Raw genomic sequence first — 21255 nt, forward strand, 5'->3', positions numbered from 1 at the left:
GGGTAGCGTTAGATGTGGTAATTGTGACCGCATTAGCGTCGATTTCCCTAAGAGTGCTGGGAAACAACCTCCTGCCATTTTTAATTCTTGCGATCGCTGGCATCGTCTGGAACATCTGGGCATTTGTTTTCCTCGCACCCCGTATACTCCCCAGATACTGGTTTGAGCGTGGCATCGGGGACATGGGACAATCCATGGGAGTGACAGCAACCGGTATTTTGTTGATCCAGATGGTAGACCCAGATAACCATACCGGTGCTTTTGAGAGTTTCGCCTACAAACAGTTGTTTTTTGAACCAATAGTAGGCGGTGGCTTATTTACTGCTGCTGCACCAGCACTGATTGTGCAATTTGGCCCTTCGGTAGTGTTACTGCTAACAACAGGATTACTAGCCTTCTGGTTAATCTTTGGTCTGTGGAACTTTAAGCGGATGAGAAAGACATTCAGGCAAGCTAATCTATAAAGGGTTAGTCCGTTATATTAGATCGTTGCCTATTGCTTAATTTTCTGCTATTTTTGACCAGCGATCACAGAATAAAATATAGGTTGGGTTGAGGTTGGTTAAATCCAATAAATCAAGGTAAAAGAAGCCAGAGATGATGTTGGGTTTCGTTGCCTCAACCCAACTACAAGATAATGCGTTCGCGTAGCGTGACCAAAGGTCAATCGCGTAGCGGCTCCAAAGGAGCATCGCTTAGTGATCGGATTATCTTGTCGATTGGGCAAAACAAATATCTTTAACAATTGAACTGATAGATTGCCGATTTTTGCCCACCTCAAGTTACGGCTAGTAGCGAGGGATTGCCTACGGCACCAGTGTGATCGCAAAAAGCTGGCAACCATCACATAATCTGTGGGAGCATGGCATCTGTGCAAATAGCTCCGATGTTTCCATGCCAAAGAATAACTCTGAAGTAAAAGACCAAGCACGAAGAATCTTGGACGCAATAGCCTTCACTCCCTTTGACCAATGCCAACTCTTGAACCGTGATTTTAGCCACATCCCTGCTCGTCCTGGCATCTATGCCATCAGGCATAAAACTGATGGACTGCTTTACATTGGTAAGACCAAGAGCTTGCGAGGTCGCTTCAGTGGTGGACACAAAGCTTTTTTGTGGGCATGGCTCGACAAATATAGCGACGAAGATGTTCGTATTGCTATGCAGACAATTTCCTACTGGCAAAACCCTGCGCTACTATTGGAGCTAGAAGCTATCATCTTGAGGGCTACCGAACCTCCCTATAATGTCAAAATCCCAATGGAGCAGTAAACTTATGCAGGTAGAACTTTTGGGGCGAATCTCCTCCACTGATGCAAAGGTCATCTTGGAACGCCTGCCCGAACATATTCAGGCTGCTCTCGTTGAGCGTGCTGCTGAAATTGAGTATCCAATTGAAGCAGTTATTGAGATGGCAATTGCCAGCTTTCTCGATACCGAAGCATTAAGTTTTGTAGACTGTAAACCGGGGCGTGGACAATAAGTCCAGCCAGTTATCATCGGTTGCAGCTAGGCAAGGCTAGGGCTGAGGTCTTATACCAAATCCGGTTACTATAGGACACATATCTTATTGATAAAATTTTGATATATATGGATTCTAATTGACTTGTTTGTGGTCTGGCTAAACCAGATTTGGTATTACTCTTCAAAACCACCGACACTTGAGAATCAGACAACATATAGGCTAAACGTTCTTGAGGATAGCCCAGATCAAAGGGAATGTAAGCTCCCCCAGCCTTTGTAGACTTTTTCAGCAAACGCTAGCTAGACAAAATTTAAGTTTTTCAGCTAATACCTGAACGTGAGGTTCACCATCAGGACGGATCCCTTGATGGATCACCCGATTGGCTGATTGAAATTCGTTCCCCTGACCAAAGTACTTTAAACTTGCAAAATAAGATTCTGCATTGCCTCAGTAATGGAACACAATTAGCCTGGTTAATCGATTTCGCTCGTCAGCAGATTTGGGTCTGGCAGGGAGATGACTTACCCATAATCTGTTCAGGAGCAGAGATTCTGCCAAGTTTAGGCATTCTACCCGAACTTACGGTCAACGGGGTAATGGCTATGACTCGCCGATCATAGCTCGTTGCCCCTTGCTTGATTTTATGCTATTTGTTGCCAGATATCAGGGAATAAAATATAGGTTGGGTTGAGCTTGGTGAAATCCAATCAATCAAGATAATGCGTTCGCGTAGCGGCTCCTTTGGACCATCGCACTTTTAAGATGATTTTGGTAAATTGTGGGTAGCATTTTTAGTTATATCATGTCGGCATAATTACCCTTAATAAAAATCTCCCCATCTCCCGATCTCCCCATCTTCCCACACTTCCCACACTTCCCACCCTCCCCTTAATTATGGGTATTCAACCAGACTTGATATTAGAGGCCTTTTTGTCACTCCCCCCGGAATAACTGGCGATGATGTTCTAAACACTGCTCATGTGAATCAAACAGGATTTGATCATTAATGTAATCTCGAATAGGAATATTAGTATTTGGTCCTTTAAAAACACCTATAGAAATACGTTCCTCATCTGGTATGCGAACTCGATGTATAATTGAGTTTATCCTTCCGCCTAGCATTTTTTATAAGGTTTCAGACAGAAATAGCACCCCATACCCTGGTTGGGGATTAACGTCATGCCATTGATCATCCCAAAACACTTCTAATCCTGGCTTGTCCATCAAAATTACAGTCATCAAATCATAGTCTTTATGAGCTTTCATTCCACTATTGCTTTTCTTATTTGTATTTACATTAGCAGGATAATAGGCAATTGAGAATGATGAAGAGAGATCACTATCAATCACGACTTCCTCGAAATAGTCTTCAACACCAAAGTAACTAAATATCTCTTTTAACAGAACTATAATAATACGCTCTTCACAATAGTTTGAAATTTTAAAAACTGAATTGCGACACTCTTTAAAGGGGCCACTGGGATTATTCAACCTAAATAAAAACTGTTGAACCGAATGTATGTCATCAATTCAACGGTCGATATAACCTTCAACTTTACCATGGGCAAACCATTTTTGTTTTTGGATTTCGTCCTGCCTGAAAAAAGCTAAAGCCTCTCTTTTTAGAATTTTAAAATGTTGAAAAATTTCTGGTTCTGGTATTCTGACATAGCAGCAACCCAGATTAACAAGGGTGTTTATTTCTTCTCGCGTAACCCTATCTACAGCATTGAGAGTTGGTAGTTCCATGATTCAGAAAACAAAAAAAATAACTCAACTCAGGTAATTATACCAGGATTCTGGGAAGTTTATCTAAGTCGCGATCGCCCAATACAGTATAATAGGATTTGAGCCGCAGAAAAGACCAGTATATAGTGAACTTACAAGAGCGAATAGAATCTCTAGAAGCGAGAATATATAGTCCTTCCGACTTTCCTCTTGCCCAGTTGAGTCAAACCGAACTCGACAGTTTACTCACATTAATTAACTATAGGAATCTAGAATCAATCTACCCCTTGTCGCCGAGGCAAGAAGGGATGCTGTTTGAGAGTCTCTATGCTCCTGAATCGGCGTTGCTGAATATGAAAATGGTTTAACCAGAAAGGGGGATTTTATGATCTCTTAAATAAGAGCTGATTCGTAAAGTAAATCTTAAGAAGTCTGAAAGCCTTGCTATGATTGTCTTTTGGTTATTAAATAGTTCAAATGTTCTATTTGATCGCAAGCCTTATCCTACAAGGATTACAGCGAGTTTACGAATCAGCTCTAATAAATAATAAGCCTAATTGATAACTCCAACATTTCTTCAGATTTAGAGTAACAAAGAGTTCGTCGATGTAGTCTGGCTAAATAATGTCTCAATCTTGTATTTTTATTCGGCGTTGCTGAATCAAAGAATGCTATAATGAAAATAAAAACATGACATGCGCGGGCATTCCATAGTTTTCTTTTTAGAATACCATTTTTTTATTCAGCAACGCCCTATTTCCCACTAATATTGCACTCGATTAAGGGCCACAATTACTAACCAAGATTGCTGCTCACAGGGTAAACCAGGTGGGCGGTAGTAATAATCAAAAATCTCAAATCCTGCTTGTTCAACACAGGGAGCCAAGCTTTTATATTCCCAACCTACAACATAGCGATAGCCGGTTGGACGAACACTATAACCCTCATGATCACCACGAATCATTGACATAACTATGGCACCATTGGTAACAAGCGATCGCTTTAAATCCTTAAGTACCCTAACCATGGAAGCACGGGGAATATGAATCAGGGATGCATTGGCAAAGATCCCATCAAAGCTCTTTGGTGGCAGCTTGAGGCTCAGAAACGATTGCTGCCAAACCTCGCATCCTGAAACTTGTTGCGCCATATTCACAAATGCTGGTGTAGCATCGAGACCAATTACTTGATGACCCTGGTCTTTAAAAGCAACCAAGTCTCTACCAGGACCACCTCCTAATCCAGAATCTTGCCTGGATTACGGGGCATAGCATCCACCAAGGCGTTGCGATTTTGAGACACATCGTGATTCCAGGTGCCTTCCCGGAAAGATTCTGCTGTTGCTTGATACTCAGCAATTGTCACTATTTCGTGATCTTCCACAATAGTTCAACCTGGTAATACTCAAGCAAATTTTACTATTTAACTAATAACTGGATAATAAACTCAGCCGCAGTGATATAAATTCGTTCTGGGGGTTGCTCACCTCTAGGCACCTGAACCCACCAGCCTTGGCATCTGGGCGATCGCCACAAATCCAAATGGGCAATTGGTGGTGAAGCATAGAAACTGTCTTCCCCTGCCCCCAATAGCCCTGAACTCCAGTGGGTAAAGTAATCGTGACTAATCCGGTGGATGGGAAAATTGCCATACAGAGGGACACCCCAGCCATCAATAGCGATCAATGCTTGGATGTTTCCTCCCAGTAGCTGCCAACCCCAAGCTGCTGCGATCGCACCCACTACCCCAGCACTGAAGCTGATCAAGACTATGGGAGTCTTCACCAAACCAATGTGACGTTGCAAGAACTCTAAAATATGAATAGCTGAGTAAGCTGGGTAGTCCTGAGCTGGAAAAATTAAGACTTTCTCAGTCCAGGGACTTGATAGCTCCAAGCTTGCTAAAAAATCCTGGGTCAGTTGGGGCTCATGGATACCGGGGCAAATAATTAAGTACGGGGACATGATTAAACGCTAAAGAGGCAAAGAAGGGAAATCAGCTGGATGTATAAGACAGTTAAGATTAAGAAATGACTATCAGGACTTACGCGGTTAAGTTGATTTCGCCCCCCTAGCCCCCCAATTCTGGGGGGTAAAGATGTCAAAGTCCCCCAGAATTGGGGGATTTAGGGGGCAAATGCGTAAGTCCTGACTATTGAGAAATGACTAATGACTAATGACCAATTGTCCCAAATGCCATCAACCTATCAATAGCAAGGTAATTACCTGTCCCCATTGTGGAGCAATCCTTAAAGCCTATGGTCATCCGGGGATTACCTTACACCAAACCACAGGAGATACACCCTTGTGTGAAACCTGTACCTATCATGCTGATGATACCTGTACCTTTCCCCAACGTCCCTATGCTAAGGAGTGTACCCTTTACGAGGATAGTTCTGAAAGTACCTCAGAGCCTGAGCAGATTTATAATCCCCAGCGTGGCTTACTCGAATCCCTCAGGCTTTGGTGTCAAAGAAACCCAGCCTTACTAGGTCTATTGGTATTAATCGCTGCTAGCTTTTTGCTAGCCCTGATGGCAAATAGTTAAATTAAACTAAGTTTAATTTAACTAGTACTCCGTCAACATTGAATCGACTAGACATGATAGTACTAAGCACTACGAAATTGACAGATTGCTAGCAGTCGCTGAGTCGGTTGGTGTTGTCTGTGAGGTGTCTACTTGCAAATGTTCTTTAACCGTAATTTTTTTTTCTTCACACACCTCTAAATCAAACCAGAATGTTGTCCCAACTCCCACTTCACTAACTAAGTTTACTCGGCTATGATGTCTTTCGATAATGTTTCTGACAATTGAAAGCCCCAATCCCGTCCCTTCCAGGGTATGAACTCGGTTTTCTACCCGGAAAAATCGGTCAAAAATTGCCTTTTGGTCTTCTGGAGCAATGCCAATTCCCGTATCAGAGATTTCAATTCGCACCCTGCCTTTTCCTTCTTTGGGATTGAGTTCTGGTTCTAATTGATAAGCACGAATTACCACTCGTCCACCAGGCTCCGTGAATTTCAACGAGTTGCCCACTAAATTAGCCAAGACTTGGAGCAACAAATCGTAGTGACCCATAACTGGTGGTAAATCTGGTTCAATCTCCTGAGCCAGTTCAATAGTTTGGTCACGAGCATTGAGCTGATAAGTGCGCAGGGTTTGCTCTATAGGTCGAACAATGTCAAAGGGTTCAAGTTGATAAATTCGACAAGATTCCAGCCGTGATAAATCTAGGACATCGTTAACGAGACGGGTTAGTCGGTCAGTTTCCCGATTAGCCGTGTCAAGAAACTCCTTCCGCTCAGCTTCGCTAAGTTCTTCGCCGTAGTCGTGGAGGGTTTCGATAAATGATTTAATGTTAAATAGAGGTGTTCTGAGTTCGTGGGAAACATTGCTGATGAAATTGCTTTTTGCTTGATTAAGTTCCACCTCACGGGTGATATCCTGAACAGTGATAGCAATTCCCTTAATATTTTCCCGGGATTGGTTGAGTACCTTACTTAAAAGAATGCGAACTGTACGAGAGACCGGTTTGGTCAGAGTAATACGAAACTCTTCACCTTCGCGGGATTCCCGTTCTGTTTCTGTCTGTTTCTCCGCTGTAGCCATTTGATAAAGCGGTCGTGTTAGTTCCATTGTTACCACATCAGGGAGATGGTATAAGACATTTTTACCGATAATGTCTTGCTCATGCCAACCAAAAATCCGCCGTGCTGTCGGGTTGACTAACATTACCTGAAAATTGGTATCAATCAGTACAGCACCATCAGCAATTGTGGAAACTAGAGTCTCTAACTTAGCTTTTTCTGCGGTAAGTTCTTCAATATTTTGCTCCTCATAGCGTTCTAAACGCTCTGCCATGTCATTGAAGCTAGACACCAATTCCTTTAGTTCTACTCCCAAAGGCATCTCAATCCGCTGTTTGAAATTACCAGCAGCAATATTTCTCACCCCTACTAGTAGTTCTTTAATGGGCTTAGTGATAGTCAAGGCGTTGCCCACTGCACCTAAAATCACCATCACCCAGATCGAGATAAACACAGCAATAGTAACATCTCTGGTTAAATTGGAGGAAACCACCACCGTAGGGTTAGGGTTAATGCCCACAGCTAAAACCCCTAAGTATTTGTTTTCCTCGTCGATTAGGGGAACAAACACATCAGTGACTTGACCATCAGGAGTCAGGTGCTGCCGTGCCATGGGCTGATCAGAGTTTTTGGCGTAGCCCTCCGGTAGCTCAATCCGACGCTTAATGGTTAAAGAATTCTTTACTTCTGCTGCGGAGAAAGGAATGCCAAAGATTATTTCCCCATCCTCGTCAGCATATATAATGTAACGCACACTGGAGGTACTACTGTAGAAGCGGCTGGAAAAGCGAGCTAGTTCGTCGAAATTATTTGCCGCAACATGAGGTTCAACGTTGGCAGCCAGCAAGAGACCGAGATCACGACCAAAGCGAGTGTCGTTCATCCTAGCATCCTGCTGAATCGTATTCACCGCCCAGAAGGTCAAGCCACTCATGAGCAATGAGACAACCAGAGTTGCTGCTGCCATTAGCTTGGTCTGGAGGGTAAACTCCGACCACCAACGCCTGATAATGTCGATAAGGGTTTTTAGCAAAGCTAGCAAGGTCGGTTCAACTCTCTCAACAGGGAAGACAACAACACTCTTTCCAAAGGTAGATGCTTTGATTGTGGCAAAGCATCTACTTTTGGCTATCCTCCAATTATAAAGCCAGAAAACCTTACCTCTTGAGTGGAAAATAAAGATGATAGGTGATAAGCGCGTTTGTATCATCGGTTGTGAACATACTCCCAAAGGCCAAGAGGCAAGAGGCAAGAGGCAAGAGGCAAGAGGCAAGAGGGGTTCGAGATCCTCAGTTTTATTGTCCAATAAAAAAAGACCTCCTAGGTTTACATCTCAAATACAAACGCTATAGGTGATAGGTCTTAGGTGTCGGGTTTTAGGATTTAACGCCTAATCATAAAGAAAAACAAGATTATTTATTACTCATAAAGAGAGTTTTATAATTCAAATATATACCCAAAGTTGGCTTTTTTTTGTTTACTTACTCAAATATGATGCATAATAATGCAAAAATCCAAGCTAACACATAACGGGATTTAGAGAAAATAGAAGAATAAAAAAGGGTATAATGATTTGTCGGCAAAGCTTTCACGCCAAAGTGACCCCTAATGAACGAGACAACCCCCGTAGCAATGCCGCATGGCTGAATCAAGGCATGAATATAAGTGGGGTGGGCATCCTCCCCGCCCGAGGCAGGAAACGGGCAAGATGCCCATTCCACAACAAGATGCCCATTCCACAACAAGATGCCCATTCCACAACAAGATGCCCATTCCACAAAACTAATAAAATCATTCCGCATTGATGCAACGCCAGCCATGTTTCCGTGTTTTGGAAAATGGTGGAAACGATTTGATGATCTATTTACTCATAAAGCTCAAAAAAGGGAGTTTGGACATTATTCAGGAGGATTATTGGGGTAATGTGAAAGAAAAAACCTATTTCAAATGGCAGAGAACGCTGTAGGTGTGACCTACCATCGTTTGTCGCATTTTTTAACAAAAGCACCCTGGTCTGGGACAAAGATCAATGAATGTCGCTTGGAGATAATGAATAAGTTTATTCAGACAATAATCAGCAGAGGTTTTAGATTGATAATTGATGATTATGGTCACCAAAAAAGTGACCACTTGACAGAGGGAGTGGGAAGACAGTTATGTCTTTTCGATTTTTTGATTGGTTAACCATGAATTGTAACGTTTTTGCCGTTGATCAAGCAAGTTTGGGCTTCATTCATTTGGGCTTAATTTTTTATAAGTAACGCTATTTCATTTCAATCAGCTTAATCGAGGTATTATGATTACTTGGAGTCGAGTGATAATGAATCAGGAAACGGCAAAGCTTCTAGAAGCTTTGCCGTACCCAGAATGGCGAGCATTGGAAATTTCTGGGCATACTTGGAGAGATTTTGGGTTCCGGGAATATCATACGATCAGTTATCCTGAGTACGATATTTGCTCGAATTCTCTAGCAGAAAGTTTTGATTTAATTATAGCAGAGCAAGTTTTCGAGCATCTATTATATCCCTATCGAGCTTGTCGGAATGTCATTTCTATGCTTTCTCCAGGAGGGTATTTTCTCATCTCCGTTCCCTTTCTAGTCAAGGTTCATAATTACCCCATAGACTGTACCCGGTGGACAGAAACAGGACTCAAATACTTTCTTCACGAATGCGGTTTTCCTCTAGAGACTATTCAAACAGGTTCTTGGGGAAATCGCCAATGTATTATTGCTAACTTCTCTCAATGGATTCCATACAATCCCCAAGTTCACTCGCTAGAAAACGAACCTGACTTTCCCTACCATGTCTGGGCATTAGCTCGTATATAACCTTTTAGCTAGCTGACACAATGAATTTTACTCTACCTTCCCAGTACGACTTTTTACCTCGTTTCTACCGACTCGTATTGACCAATATTCTTTCTAGCATTATTGTGCCTCTGTCTGGGTTAATAGATCTAGCATTCTTAGGACATTTGTCCGATATTCGTTACTTAGCAGGGGTAGCCTTGGCTGGGATCGTCTTTAGCTACTTGTATCGGGTTTTAAAATTCTTACGTTCTTCTACCACTGGTATGACTGCGCAAGCTATGGGAGCAGAGGATGACGAAGCTATGCTACTGATTCTACTGAGGAATGGTCTCATCGCTCTGGGACTCGCTCTCCTAATTCTGACTCTTCAGTACCCGTTACAAAAGCTAGGGTTCACTTTCCTCGTTGGTTCGATGGAGGTGAAAGATGCAGGTCTTGACTACTTTAATGCCCGTATCTGGGGAGCACCGGCTGTTTTATTAAACTTCGTCCTCATCGGTTGGTTGTTTGGGCGAGAAATGAACAGCTTTGTTTTAGTTTTATCTGTAATTGAAAGTGTCGCCAATGTGGTACTGGACTATATATTTATTATTAGGTGGGGGTGGGGCAGTACTGGAGCAGGAGTAACCACAGCCATAAGTCAGTATCTGATGTTGTTAGGGGGATTAACCGTAGTATGCTTCCATATCGATTGGTCAGCCGTGTTAGCAACAATCAAAAAGGTTCTGGACTGGTCGGTTATCAAAGCTACCTCTAAGCTGAACGGGAATCTGTTAGTCCAAAGTTTAACTCAGGTCACAACTTTATCCATTTTCACCAATCTGAGTTCAGCTATGGGGGTTATTGTACTGGTCCAAAATACTGTACTATTGCAAGCAGCAGCTTTATGCCTGTTTGTGGTTCAGGGTGTAGGATTTGCTACCCAAAGTTTGGCAGGCAACTTTAAAGGTCAGGGAGCTTCTTCGCAGTTGGCAAATCTTGCCGTGATCGCTGGAATGACAAGCTTGTTTATTGCCCTTTCTCTAGCTGGTGTATGTATACTCTTTCCAAACTCCGTATTTACGCTTTTAACAAACCATACAGAAGTGACTGAAAATATTTATCGCTATCTTCTGTGGCTATTACCTTTCCAGATTTTTTCCGCCCTGACTTCGAGCCTAGAAGGATACTTTGTAGGACTGACAGAAGGAAAAATTTTGCGCAATTCTAGCTTGGCGGCCTTTAGTATAGGATTTGTGCCGCTCGCAATTGCTGCTTGGTATTGGCATAGCAATAACCTGTTGTGGTTTGCAATGTGTTTATATTCGCTTGTAAGGGCGATCGCCTTGGGGGTAAAGTTGCTAGAGACGTTGCGGGACGATCTTGGGAATGCGACAACCACTTCGACAGCGAGTTGAGAGCGATCCATCTCGCAAATTAATCACGATTAATCTGGGGATAAATACATACAGGTCATTAAAAGCAACAGAGAAAAACATGATAATTTTAATCTATGACCTATATAAAAAACTGCGAACAAGACATCGCGTCTATTTAGTCCACACATTATTAGTCCACACATTAAATAAATGGAGCGATAGCTATTGTTACCTTAGCAAATTTATCGGTCTATTTTTTATTGGTTTTTGCTTAGTCGTTGCCTGTCATGACTCTGGGAACTATCAAAATTCAACTTCACATAAAAGCCAGAGAAGTGATCGCCTTACTATTGGAACGACATTAAAACTTCAAAATATCGACCCTGCTGCTACTTATGGATGGGCTGGAATTAATGTAGTTTATAACCTGAGCAACACTCTCTACGCTAACAAATTGGGCAGAGCCGAGCTAGAACCGCAACTGGCAACAGAAATGCCGGAAATAAGTGAAAATAATTTGCTCTACAAAATTCCTTTGCGGAAAGGAGTAACTTTCCACGACGGTACTCCTTTTAATGCAGAAGCCATGAAGTTTTCCTTGGAACGCTTTATCAAAAATGGCGGCAAACCTTCATTCCTGCTCTCAGAGCTGGTCGAATCTGTAGAAGCCACAGGAGAATATGAACTCAGCATCAAACTGAAACAACCATTCTCTGGGTTTACTGCTATCTTAGCTTTCCCTGGTACTTGTGCAGTTTCTCCCAAAGCTTATGAAATTGGTAAAGAAAAGTTTAATCCTAAAATCTTTGTTGGCACCGGCCCGTATAAGTTGGCTGAGTATAACACCGATTCTATCCGCTTGGATGTTTTTGAGGATTACTGGGGAGAAAAACCAGCTAATAAAGGGGTGGATATGCAGATTTACGCTGATAATCCCGCTAACTTATTTAATAGTTTTCGCACTCATGCCGTCGATATTGCCTATCGAACCCTGGAGCCAGAACAGATAAAAAGTTTGCAAAAAGGCAGCGCTAGAGGAGATTGGCAAGGGATCGAAGCCTCGGGAACTTCCCTAAGCTACATGGTATTGAATTTGAGGCAAGAACCCTTGAATAAACTGGAGGTACGCCAAGCGATCGCGGCTCTGGTCAAGCGTTCTTCGATCGTCCAGCGAGTCTTCCAGAATCAGGTAGAACCAGTTTATAGCCTACTTCCTACTGTCTTTAATGCTTATAAGCCAGTCTTTGAAGAAGCCTATGGGGATGGAGATTACGATCGGGCAAAAGAGTTGTTAAAAAAAGCTGGTTACTCGGCTGAAAATCCTGCAATTGTAGAAATTTGGTATCCTGCTGGTTCTAAAACTTACGAATTAGTAGCTGTTACTTTGAGAGCTTTGGCGGATAAAGAGTTGGATGGAGCGCTAGTTTTTGAGATCGAGAGTGTAGACACTGCCACTGCTGCTAGTAATCTATCTAAAGGAGTCTATCCCAGTTTTCTTTTAGAGTGGTATCCCGACTTTTTAGACCCAGATAACTATATTCAACCCTTTTTAGATTGCGATCGGGGCTCTGAGGTAACAGGTTGTAAGGAAGGTGCTGCTCAAAGTCTAGGTTCATTTTTCTATAGCGATCGCGCCAATAAGTTAATTGACGCGCAGCGCCAAGAGCGAGACCCAGAAGCTCGCCACAAAATCTTGGCAGAACTTCAAGACATCCTAGCTCGGGAGATTCCTTACATTCCCCTTTGGCAAAACAAGGATTTTGTTTTTGCTCATAATGGGCTTGAAGGCATCACAACCAATCCCAGTCAGTATTTGCCTTTCTGGACGATTAGGAAGTAACTCAACTTTTTCAGTTTCGCAAGCAAGCCCTAATTATGCCTTATATCCATAAAAATCGGACAGAGTGTCATTAATCAAATGATTAATATAGGCAATTTCTTTTTCATTTAAGTATTCTGCGAACCCGCCAACTTTACCCTTTCTAGTTTTGTAGGATTCTTCATCTTCTAGATTAGCAGGTTTTAGCTTAAGATCGAATTTTTGCGTTTTTTCCATATTTCGCATCTTCTCAAAAGAAGAGTAATTCACCGCTTCGTTAATTACCTCATCTCGGTATTGCACTCCCAAAAAATCTAGAACTATTCTTAATTCTTGGTGGGGATTTTCGTGGATATCTTCATAACGTACTAGCAAAAAATCTTTAGGTATATGTCGATTTTTTTTCCAGATATTGTAATATCTCAATAGAGTCTTTAAGCTACCTACATCTTCATAAATAAACTCTGACAAATTACCTTCATAAGGTTTAATCCTATCTAGGTATTTTTTTAAGCTTTTATCTTGTTTGAAACCATCTGCCCATAAATAAACCCGTTTTTTTTGCTCGAAATAAGCAGAAACAACCACATCTCTTGGATCTCGAACCAAAAAGATAACTTTGACATTTTTGTACCGATCTTTCGATGTTTGAAGTTCCTCTGGTTTGTTCCATTGGGGGTTATCATCGTGATCTATCAGAATTGTCGGAATGTTCGGGTGCAACTCCGCTAGGGGTGTCAATGATAACATTTTCTGTTTAATATCGGGATGAGATAAATCAAATTGTTGTTGTAGGGCTGTACCTATCATTAATCTCAACCATGTACGTCCGCATTTAGGGAATGAAATTAGATAAGCATCAACGTAATTATGCATGTGTCAATTGTCGCTGGGGTAGTGGATCGCAAGTAGTGTTTGAGCATCTCAAACCCCTTGGCCGATTGCGCTCAAGTTACTACATCTTTACTATTACCACAAAAAGTGGCATGGGACGTTTACATTTTTATTATTCCCAGTGGGACTTAAACGAAGTTTAAGCCCAAATAGACCCCAAACCCTCTTTGTGAGCAGCAAATACATCCCTATTTTTGGTCAGCCAATCGAATAAACTATCAATACATAGCTTTACGAAAAGCTTTATTAGCTTCAGTAAATGTCTTCAAATGTTGATTATAACATATTCTTTATACTCCTCCATTTAACTCATTAAAAATAATAAAAACATAGGCACAAAACACCAATAACTTCAAAAATCCTAATAAGGCTTCGTATTCCCTCATTTATATTTTTTATAATCATATTTTTCTTGGGTAGTTTCGATAACAAAAATTCCTCAGTTTATTTTAAATTAGGTTGATAATAGCCATTATGTTGTTACTTTTTCTGACTCAACATTTGTGTGTGATAAAATAGTCAATATCTGTCGCTTCTTCAAAAGAACTAGCATTCATTACGATAGCAAAAGTTCTTTATCCTGGTTCTTCAGTACCTGGTATGCTAAATTTCCCGTTAAAAAACTTATAAAGCTTACTGTATAAGGATTCTTAGGCTATTCAACTAACAAAATTTTCCTTTATACGGCCTCTGACCACTGTTCCCTGTTCCCTGTTCCCTGTTCCCTCTTACATACTGTTTATTTAGCATAACAAGTACGGAAGAGCCTTTATCCTTCTAGACTAGACAATCTCCCACTGAATGTTGCTAGCCAAACCGTCTTTAGTTTATCTAAACTTAAATTTATTTATTAAAATTACTATTATGGCAAGATTTTTTATAATTTACCTAGACTAAGTTTTATTTTAATTACTGATTTTTTGATTATTATTTTTTAGTTTTTAGCAACTACTACTATATATTTTAGCTTTCTTTTTTATACTTATTTCAAAAAGCTTTTATTGTTACCATACCCAGCATCAATTAACAATATTTTTGGTTGGTAACCTCTTGACAAGCTTCTCTCATTCCAGTTTTCAAGTAACTGGGGTGGCTTTGTCAACCCCAGTTACTTGAATGCTTACATTATAATTGCTTTTTTTGAACCCTAAAATCCTTGCTTAGCAAAGATTTTAGGGTTTATTTTATGCTAAATTAGCATAACTACCCCAGAAGAACCGGAATCATTAATCCAATGTCCCCAAGTTTTTTACCCTTGAAGAGAGCCAAATTCAAAATAGTGGCGGTAATTTTGATGAAATTATTGATTTGGGCCATGCTGTGGGCGAGCGCTCCAGCCAATGTCAAGGCTGAAGAAGCCGCCTCACCCTGGCAGAGACATACCATCGAGCAAGGTACTGATGAGGTGCGCGGTGCTGACGGAGTGCGCCTGGCAGATGTTAACGGCGATGGATTATTGGATATTGCCACCCCCTGGGAAGAAGCGGGTCTAATTAAAATTTATCTCAACCCTGGCCATAGTAAGTCCAAGGCCCCTTGGCCTCAAGTCACTGTAGGTAAAGTTGCTTCCCCAGAAGATGCTGTATTTGCAGACTTGGACGGAGATGGAGTGATCGATGTAATTAGTTCCAGCGAGGGGGAAACTAAAACCTTATCCGTACATTGGGCACCGAAGGAAAAAACAGATTATCTCTCAGAGTCATTCTGGGAAACCAAGGCCATTCCTGCAAGCTTGAATAAGCAGCAGTGGATGTTTGCCTTGCCCTTACAGCTCGATGGCAAACATGGCCTCGATTTAGTAGCTGGAGGCAAAAATAGGAAAGCTCAAATTGGTTGGTTCGAGGCTCCAGAGAATCCCCGAGACTTATCGGCTTGGCAGTGGCATTCTCTATACGACGCTGGCTGGATCATGTCTTTAGTAGCGGCAGATTTAGACAGAGATGGGGATTTAGATCTTGTAGCCTCCGATCGTCTGAGCCAAAATCGCGGTTGTCTGTGGTTCGAGAATCCCAGTTTGCCAGGAGCGATGGCCGAAAAATGGCCCCTCCATCGGATCGGTGATGTAGAAAGTTATGGCGATCGAGAGGTAATGTTTCTGGAGCTTGTCGATTTAGATAAAGATGGATTGCTTGATATTTTAGTCGCCATCAGAGGGCAAGAATTAATTTACTTTCGTCAAATTTCAGCTAAACTCGACCAATGGGAAGAATTTACGATTAACTTACCCGAAAATACTGGAAATGCTAAAAGCCTGAAAGTTGCCGATATTAATTTAGACGGAAAGCTAGATATTGTTTTCAGCAGCGAAAATGCACGGGATAAATCCTCTGTAATGTGGCTATCGGATGCAGCACAATCCATTAACTCCGATTTAGCAGCTTACGACATTAGCGGTTTAGAGGGGATTAAGTTTGATTTAGTGCAATTAATCGATTTAGATGGAGATGGAGATTTAGACGTACTTACCAGCGAAGAAACCACTAACTTAGGAGTGGTTTGGTATGAAAATCCAATTCTACCCAGATAGCGGGGATCGCTAATATTGTTCTGAACGATCGTGTCAAAATCAACTCATGAACTGCTACCATAGTAGGGTGGCTTCGTTAATTTAACAATATCGATGACAGATTTGGGGATAACTGCTGGAGAAAACTATAACGATTATGTGGGTCCCGCAGAAGAGTACGATTTCATGGGAGCATCTCAATTTCGGTTGCTCTGTACACTGGGACTTCGGTCCAAGCATAAATTGCTCGATTTCGGCTGTGGCTCACTTCGTGCAGGTCGGCTTTTCCTGACTTACCTTGATGAAGGTTGCTATTACGGGGTCGATCCTAACAGGTGGTTAATCGAGGATGCGATAAAATTTCAAGTTGGACAGGATCTCCTCCGTATCAAGAAACCGTTCTTTAGTTACAATGATCAATTCTCTTTGGCCGAATTTGAAACCCATTTTGATTTTATCCTCGCACAGTCCATATTGACTCATACTGGGATTGACCTAGTGAGGCTTTGTCTCCAGAACTTTGCTAGATATTTGAAACCTGATGGTCTCATCCTTGCTACCTTTTTGGAGGGAGATTCTGACACTGAAGGAGATAGTTGGGAATACCCGATGTGTGTAACATTTCGACCATCGACAATTAGGCAATTAGCACAGGATGTGGGGCTTGTAGGAATTTCAATCCCCTGGTTTCGTCCAAGACAAACTTGGTATGTTTTTGCGAAAAATCCAGACCGTCTTCCCACTGAGGCTATGTTTCCTTATCTTCATGGTGCTGTCTTGTTTGATTCGATGTTGCGGAGTTGAAAAAAATAAAAGGCTCTATCCCTGGGGTCTCCTGGGTTTGTGCTTGAAAAGGTTCGCCATCATACAAAAAACTACTTGCTTTACACGAAAAAAAGTCTCCATTCAACGGCTTCAGAATTGATAAGCTTGCCTTACGATTAAAAACTCAGGAGACCCTATTCCTGTTTAAGGAAGGCTGAGGTTGAAAACCCATCAAATCTTTGCCAGAAAAAGGTTTCAGGATGGAAGTCGGCCTTAATTGAGACATCTGCTCCTGGGATTTGCCATAATTAGCTACCCTTTGGAAGTCAAATAGCGATTAGCCTCATCTTCACTAAGCAGAACTAGCGGCGATCGCTCTGGATCTGAAAAGAAGGCTGGACTTTCCTTTTTGGGAAGGGCGCTCTGTTCAAGTGAGCTGTATGTAATTACAAAATTTCGACGCTCAAAGGGAGAAATGTTGGCAACTGAACCATGCAATGTATCGTAATGTACGAACAAAACTGAGCCAGCAGGACCTTTCGGCGCTGAAATCCCTGACTTCTCTACAAATTTCACAAACGTTCCTCGATCTACGGTCAATGGTACACTGGCTGTGGGACTCTGTACAACGCTGTGATCCCAATCCAGTAAACCTTGTGTGTGAGACCCAGGTATATAATAAATTGGCCCATTGAACTCATTAACCTCGTCTAAAAAAAGGATGACATTTCCCCCTTTCGGCGCGGAAATTTTTTCGTAATGCTGTGCGAAGGCTGAGTCTTGATGCCATCCCCACATTCCTCCTGTAAATGCTGACTTCATCACTATTTTGCTACGGAAGACGTATAACTCACGACCGAAAAGCTGTTGTGCGGGTTCAAGTAAGCGCGGGTGACGGACTAAACTGCGAAAAATCCGGTTGGTGAGATGAATTCCGTAAAGGGTGCGTAAGGTTTCCTCATCTTCTTCCCAAGCTCGCCCCAATGTCTCATCAGCTACAACGATTGGTACTTGAGCGCGGATTGCCGAAACTTCCTCGGAGGAAAAACACTCTGAAATGAATAAAAAACCTTGTTCTTCATATTGTTCTATCTGATCTTTTGTTAGTTTCATTTCTTGTACTCCAAAATGATATCGACAGCTTTTTGGATTCCTCCTGCTTCTCGAAATGATTTGCTTAGCCGTTTGATGCTATCACGAATTTCATTATCTTCTATTACCTGTTCAACAATTTTTTTGAATTCTCTAGGCTGAATACTTTTCTGCTTCACCCATCGTCCTAACCTTAATTCTTCCACTCGATTAGCAACTAGATATTGATCTCCTCCTTGAGGAAAAACAATCATTGGAACTTGGTTAATAATTGCCTCCCAAGTGCTGTTTGTTCCTCCATGGGTAATAAAAACACTAGCGTGCTGGAGAATACTTAGCTGCGGTACATAATTTCTTACTATAAAGTTAGATGGAATCTGTCCGAGCGATTCAACATCAACCATCTCACCTACGGCCATCACTATCGTGCGATCGCTGTCTTTGAATGCTTGTAAACACTTTTCATAAAAAGGATATTTTGTATTATAAAATTTAACTGATCCTAAGGATATATAAATGATTGAGTTGTTCTGAATTGTTTTTAATGGTAGCTCGGGTTCTAAAGGTCTATCGATATAGCAGGGTCCAGTAAAATGATAGTTTTTATTGAATTTCGAACGCTGGATCTGAAACATTTCGGATGCATAGACAATATTTAAATCCCCTCGTAAGTTCATACAATTCGGTTGCAGCTTAAAAACATCACGCTCTTCGATCCGCTTGAGTGGGTACTTTTGTATCAATTGTCGCCAAAGCTGCCTATCTCGATTAAAGAGGCGTAGATGTCGAGGAGTTTCAGCAATCGGATAGGCTTCTAGTAAAAGCTGTATTGGGGGAAAAAAACTAGGCGGTAGTAGGAAATTCGTGTGAATGCAAACTGTTGAGAGATTGAGTAAGTCACCCAGCACAGCTCCCCATAAGCATTTTGATGTAAAAATGAGTAACTTGGGTCGATCACGTTCGAGTTGTGCTAACAAAATCGGTACAGCATCTAAAGTGTACTCTATAACGCGGGATTGAAGCGTCACATCCTCGGGTGCTTCCTTCATCTTGGGAAGATTACAGAATCTTGCTCCATGAGACTCGATCAGATCTCGCAATTCCTCAAAGCAGTAACAAGCTATTTCTTCTCCACGCTGAGCTAGTTCATTCGTTATTCCAACCGTTGTCGCCATTCGCGAGTAAATTGGAAGGTCAAAGAAAACAATATTGGACATTGGATAATGAGAGGGCCGGATTCAAAAATCACGAATTGCTTCAAGCTGTCTCTGAGGGTTTATCAAAACCAATTAAATTTTAAACCAGTTTCAAGGTTTTAGAGATAAAGTCAATATGAGGACTTTTATTGGGAATTCCCGTTCCTAAATGCATCCCATAAATTCCTTCATTCATAACCGAATTGACTTCCCAATCCACACAAGTTACTATACCAGTATTACAACCAAAAGCCATCTCCGTGAGACTTAGTTGTCTTTCTGGATGAAGTTCTACATCAAGTAATGCAGAGGTTTCATCGCGACCATCTAATACCAAGCGAGTTACAGAGTTATCTTCCAGCTCTATATATTTTTCTTGACTAGATGCGATGCGCTCGGATAGGGCTTTTAAAGCCATCTGGTTGCGCTCTTTTATCACTCGCTTATTTGCAGAATAAAGAATACCGTCGAAATAAAAAATCCCTTCCACTGAAAAACTGGATTTATTTCCTTTGATATTTACGACCGAACTTTCCCATAACTCAGCAATGGAGTAAAACCAACCTGCTTGTAATTCATCTTCAGCATTAGCAACCTCCAAGCTTTCCGCCAACTGACACTTTAGTTGACTACCTCTGTCATCGGACAAATATAGTCCCCCTTGAACCTCAGCAATTTTATTATAAGTCTTACTTCTCAGCACTAGCCCTTGTTCGAGATTGAGGCTATTAGCCTCTAGCAGCCGCTCCAACGAATAAACAATTCCCTCAAAACTGCCATCAAACTTGACTGCTGGCAAATGGACAACCGTACTTTCGGATACATTCCATAGTTCTTTCAGACGGTCATGATAGTCGTAGTCGGAAAAGACAACAAATGCGGCCTCTCTATTTCTAAAATCATAATCATCAAACAGAATGGTTTGATATCCTTCCCGATCAAGGTAGGAACGCAATTGATGATTATCAACAATGATCATCATCTTCTTGCCGATTAGGGACTCGTAAAAATCTAAAATACGCATTAATTTATTTAAACTTTGCTAATTTATCGCCTTTAATCCTCAACTATTTTGATAGTCTGGGAGATAAAGTTAACATATGGACATTTGTATGCTGTTCCCATCCCTAAATGCATGCCATGTATAACTCGATTAATTATGGAATTTACTTTCCAATCCACTCTTTTTATTAGCATGGCATTACAACCAAAACCAATTTCGGTAATGCTCATCTTCCTCTCAGCATCCAGATCTAGGTCTAGCAATAAACTCGTTTTATCCTGACCATCTATCACTAGTCGAGCGATTGAATTATCTTCAATATCAATATATTTTTTCCGGCTGGATGTTACAGCCCTAAATAAGCAGCTTAATGCTTCTTTGTTGCGCTCTTTCGTCTCTGGTAGGGTAGAACCGTGTATCATTCCATCGAAAAAAAGCCTTCCTTCTACCGAGAAACTGGATTTATTACCTTGAATATTTACTATCGAAGTTTCCCAAAACTCAGAAATAGAGTAAAAATATCCTGCTCTAAGACTATTTTCGCTATTGACAACTTCTAAAGTTTCTGCCAACCAAAACTTCAACTCACTGCCTCTTTCATCAGCTAAATATAACTCCTCTGAGCTGTTGGCGATTCTGTCATATATCTGACTCCTTCGCTCTAAATTTTCTTCAATTTTGCAACCTAGAACCCGATCGAATGCATAAACAATTGCCTCCAAGCTTTCATCATGCCTAACTGCTGCGAGTTGTACGATTGTACTTATCGAGCTATTGGATAGAGCTAGCAATCGCCTGTAGCAGTCATAATCTGAAACTATGGTGAAGACAACTTGATTTTTTGTAAAGTCATAGTTTTCAAACAATATCGTTTCATATCCTCGATCTCCGAGGTAAGTAAGCAGCTGAGAGTTATCTACAATAATTGGAACTTGTTTTTGAATTAACGATCTATAAAAATCTCGAATATCCACCTTAATGTCTTACTTATACTCACCTAGATTTGCTGGCTTACAATAAAGCCTTAAAC

22 protein-coding genes and 3 pseudogenes are annotated in these 21255 nt (G+C 41.3%); 12 read left to right on the top strand and 13 right to left on the bottom strand.

The genetic code is table 11. The features are described 5' to 3' along the window. A pseudogene (locus F6K49_RS06050) lies at positions 1-464 on the top strand (sodium:glutamate symporter); the annotation flags it as partial. A gap of 98 nt (positions 465-562) precedes the next feature. Here F6K49_RS06050 and F6K49_RS06055 read toward each other — a convergent pair. After that, positions 563-877: a hypothetical protein gene (locus F6K49_RS06055; protein ID WP_293019022.1), complete on the bottom strand. Its 315-nt coding sequence runs from the start codon at positions 875-877 to the stop codon at positions 563-565. 17 nt (positions 878-894) lie between these two features. Here F6K49_RS06055 and F6K49_RS06060 point away from each other — a divergent pair, with 17 nt between their 5' ends. The 3 genes from F6K49_RS06060 (at position 895) to F6K49_RS06070 (ending at position 2085) form a co-directional block, all read left to right on the top strand. Next, a complete protein-coding gene (locus F6K49_RS06060) occupies positions 895-1272 on the top strand; it encodes a GIY-YIG nuclease family protein (protein WP_075903588.1) in 378 nt (125 codons plus the stop codon). A gap of 4 nt (positions 1273-1276) precedes the next feature. Beyond that, positions 1277-1483, top strand: coding sequence for a hypothetical protein (locus F6K49_RS06065; protein ID WP_071106566.1), 207 nt, complete (start codon positions 1277-1279; stop codon positions 1481-1483). Between the two features lie 308 nt (positions 1484-1791). Beyond that, on the top strand, positions 1792-2085 hold the full coding sequence (locus tag F6K49_RS06070; RefSeq protein ID WP_075903592.1) for a Uma2 family endonuclease: 294 nt from the start codon (positions 1792-1794) through the stop codon (positions 2083-2085). 505 nt (positions 2086-2590) lie between these two features. Here F6K49_RS06070 and F6K49_RS06075 read toward each other — a convergent pair. Continuing rightward, on the bottom strand, positions 2591-2956 hold the full coding sequence (locus F6K49_RS06075) for a 2OG-Fe(II) oxygenase family protein (protein WP_293019024.1): 366 nt from the start codon (positions 2954-2956) through the stop codon (positions 2591-2593). A gap of 39 nt (positions 2957-2995) precedes the next feature. Continuing rightward, the gene (locus tag F6K49_RS06080) at positions 2996-3214 is read right to left on the bottom strand and encodes a hypothetical protein (protein ID WP_293019025.1); all 219 of its coding nucleotides are present in this window, start codon (positions 3212-3214) and stop codon (positions 2996-2998) included. Positions 3215-3339: 125 nt separating this feature from the next. On the opposite strand from F6K49_RS06080, the gene F6K49_RS06085 reads away from it, so the two are divergent. After that, positions 3340-3561: a hypothetical protein gene (locus F6K49_RS06085; protein WP_293019026.1), complete on the top strand. Its 222-nt coding sequence runs from the start codon at positions 3340-3342 to the stop codon at positions 3559-3561. A gap of 169 nt (positions 3562-3730) precedes the next feature. On the opposite strand, the pseudogene F6K49_RS06090 reads toward F6K49_RS06085, so the two are convergent. The 4 genes and pseudogenes from F6K49_RS06090 to F6K49_RS06105 form a co-directional block, all read right to left on the bottom strand. After that, positions 3731-3838: pseudogene (locus tag F6K49_RS06090) on the bottom strand (IS1 family transposase); the annotation flags it as partial. 118 nt (positions 3839-3956) lie between these two features. After that, positions 3957-4409 (bottom strand): class I SAM-dependent methyltransferase, encoded by a 453-nt coding sequence (locus tag F6K49_RS06095; protein WP_293019027.1) that lies wholly within the window; start codon positions 4407-4409, stop codon positions 3957-3959. Positions 4410-4429: 20 nt separating this feature from the next. Continuing rightward, entirely contained in the window at positions 4430-4576 is a 147-nt protein-coding gene (locus F6K49_RS06100) for a hypothetical protein (RefSeq protein WP_293019029.1), read from the bottom strand. 35 nt (positions 4577-4611) lie between these two features. Then, a complete protein-coding gene (locus F6K49_RS06105) occupies positions 4612-5157 on the bottom strand; it encodes a hypothetical protein (protein ID WP_293019030.1) in 546 nt (181 codons plus the stop codon). A gap of 211 nt (positions 5158-5368) precedes the next feature. Between F6K49_RS06105 and F6K49_RS06110 the strand changes: the two genes are divergently transcribed. Beyond that, positions 5369-5740: a zinc ribbon domain-containing protein gene (locus F6K49_RS06110; RefSeq protein ID WP_293095026.1), complete on the top strand. Its 372-nt coding sequence runs from the start codon at positions 5369-5371 to the stop codon at positions 5738-5740. 69 nt (positions 5741-5809) lie between these two features. Here F6K49_RS06110 and nblS read toward each other — a convergent pair whose 3' ends face one another. Continuing rightward, positions 5810-7822 (bottom strand): two-component system sensor histidine kinase NblS, encoded by a 2013-nt coding sequence (nblS, locus tag F6K49_RS06115; RefSeq protein WP_293095310.1) that lies wholly within the window; start codon positions 7820-7822, stop codon positions 5810-5812. 704 nt (positions 7823-8526) lie between these two features. Here nblS and F6K49_RS06120 point away from each other — a divergent pair. From F6K49_RS06120 to F6K49_RS06135, 4 genes and pseudogenes are all read left to right on the top strand, one after another. Continuing rightward, positions 8527-8934, top strand: a pseudogene (locus F6K49_RS06120) (transposase); the annotation flags it as partial. 166 nt (positions 8935-9100) lie between these two features. After that, positions 9101-9610 (top strand): methyltransferase domain-containing protein, encoded by a 510-nt coding sequence (locus F6K49_RS06125; RefSeq protein ID WP_293019032.1) that lies wholly within the window; start codon positions 9101-9103, stop codon positions 9608-9610. Positions 9611-9630: 20 nt separating this feature from the next. Further along, positions 9631-10989 carry a guanitoxin biosynthesis MATE family efflux transporter GntT gene (gene gntT, locus F6K49_RS06130; protein WP_293019033.1) on the top strand — a complete coding sequence of 453 codons (1359 nt, stop codon included), beginning with the start codon at positions 9631-9633 and terminating at the stop codon, positions 10987-10989. Then, on the top strand, positions 10961-12790 hold the full coding sequence (locus F6K49_RS06135) for an ABC transporter substrate-binding protein (protein ID WP_293064309.1): 1830 nt from the start codon (positions 10961-10963) through the stop codon (positions 12788-12790). The genes gntT and F6K49_RS06135 overlap by 29 nt, the downstream gene beginning before the upstream one ends. Positions 12791-12823: 33 nt before the next feature. Here F6K49_RS06135 and F6K49_RS06140 read toward each other — a convergent pair whose 3' ends face one another. After that, complete coding sequence (locus F6K49_RS06140; RefSeq protein ID WP_293095030.1) at positions 12824-13645, bottom strand: sulfotransferase domain-containing protein; 822 nt, start codon at positions 13643-13645, stop codon at positions 12824-12826. Positions 13646-14978: 1333 nt separating this feature from the next. Here F6K49_RS06140 and F6K49_RS06145 point away from each other — a divergent pair. Beyond that, positions 14979-16190, top strand: coding sequence for a VCBS repeat-containing protein (locus F6K49_RS06145; protein ID WP_293064318.1), 1212 nt, complete (start codon positions 14979-14981; stop codon positions 16188-16190). Positions 16191-16283: 93 nt separating this feature from the next. Beyond that, entirely contained in the window at positions 16284-16973 is a 690-nt protein-coding gene (locus tag F6K49_RS06150) for a class I SAM-dependent methyltransferase (protein ID WP_293019040.1), read from the top strand. Between the two features lie 273 nt (positions 16974-17246). Here F6K49_RS06150 and F6K49_RS06155 read toward each other — a convergent pair whose 3' ends face one another. From F6K49_RS06155 to F6K49_RS06170, 4 genes are all read right to left on the bottom strand, one after another. Beyond that, positions 17247-18047, bottom strand: coding sequence for a phytanoyl-CoA dioxygenase family protein (locus tag F6K49_RS06155; protein WP_293019041.1), 801 nt, complete (start codon positions 18045-18047; stop codon positions 17247-17249). Beyond that, positions 18044-19243 carry a macrolide family glycosyltransferase gene (locus tag F6K49_RS06160; RefSeq protein ID WP_293095035.1) on the bottom strand — a complete coding sequence of 400 codons (1200 nt, stop codon included), beginning with the start codon at positions 19241-19243 and terminating at the stop codon, positions 18044-18046. The genes F6K49_RS06155 and F6K49_RS06160 overlap by 4 nt, the downstream gene beginning before the upstream one ends. A gap of 79 nt (positions 19244-19322) precedes the next feature. After that, positions 19323-20246, bottom strand: coding sequence for a hypothetical protein (locus F6K49_RS06165; RefSeq protein ID WP_293019045.1), 924 nt, complete (start codon positions 20244-20246; stop codon positions 19323-19325). Positions 20247-20278: 32 nt separating this feature from the next. After that, positions 20279-21199 (bottom strand): hypothetical protein, encoded by a 921-nt coding sequence (locus tag F6K49_RS06170; RefSeq protein ID WP_293095038.1) that lies wholly within the window; start codon positions 21197-21199, stop codon positions 20279-20281. Positions 21200-21255: the final 56 nt, after the last annotated feature.

Source organism: Moorena sp. SIO3I6, from assembly GCF_010672095.1.